Annotated in this window: 1 pseudogene; it reads right to left on the bottom strand. The window is 70.6% G+C overall.

Features of this window, described 5'->3' with window-relative positions:
* A pseudogene (locus C6W92_RS18215) lies at nt 1–201 on the bottom strand (IS5/IS1182 family transposase); the annotation flags it as partial.

Genomic DNA, 201 nt, shown 5'->3' on the forward strand with positions numbered 1-201 from the left:
TCCGGGCACGCTCCTGTGGCGTCAGTTTGCGCCTGCGAACCCCGTGCCGCTGCACCTGATCGCGCATCGCGTGGTGCGCCAGAAGCGCCCGGGTGCGCGGCCCGATATAGGCGCTGTCCGCATAGAGCGCGGTCTCGTCGCCGACCACCAGATCGCACAGGCTGTCCACTTCGGCCCGGTTGCCCGGGCTCACGCTCACGC

This window comes from Roseovarius sp. A46, assembly GCF_004126395.1.
In the GTDB taxonomy this organism is placed as follows: Bacteria; Pseudomonadota; Alphaproteobacteria; order Rhodobacterales; family Rhodobacteraceae; genus Roseovarius; species Roseovarius nitratireducens.